We start from the raw sequence: 245 nt of genomic DNA on the forward strand, positions 1-245 counted from the left end.
CTGCGGCTTCGCGTATTTTCATGCCGCACTTCCACATTAGCTGACCTCGTGCACTGGCAGTCATTGACCACCATACTTTTTGAGCTTTCATAGCGGCATCAGCGGCATCAGCAACAATACTTTTTCCCGCGTCACGATAGATTAGAAATACTTGGCCAGTCGCTGGATTAGTCAGATCGATGTTGTCTCCATTACCTGTAACTAATTCTCCATCAATCCAGCTGCCAAACTCAGAAGTACCTAAT

1 protein-coding gene is annotated in these 245 nt (G+C 46.5%); it reads right to left on the reverse strand.

What is annotated here, in order from left to right:
• Positions 1–245 (reverse strand): aldehyde dehydrogenase family protein (locus tag R2R70_RS22405; RefSeq protein ID WP_410979258.1); only part of this gene is annotated, 245 nt, incomplete at both ends.

It is taken from the genome of Cobetia sp. SIMBA_158, assembly GCF_046566945.1.
GTDB lineage: Bacteria > Pseudomonadota > Gammaproteobacteria > Pseudomonadales > Halomonadaceae > Cobetia > Cobetia amphilecti.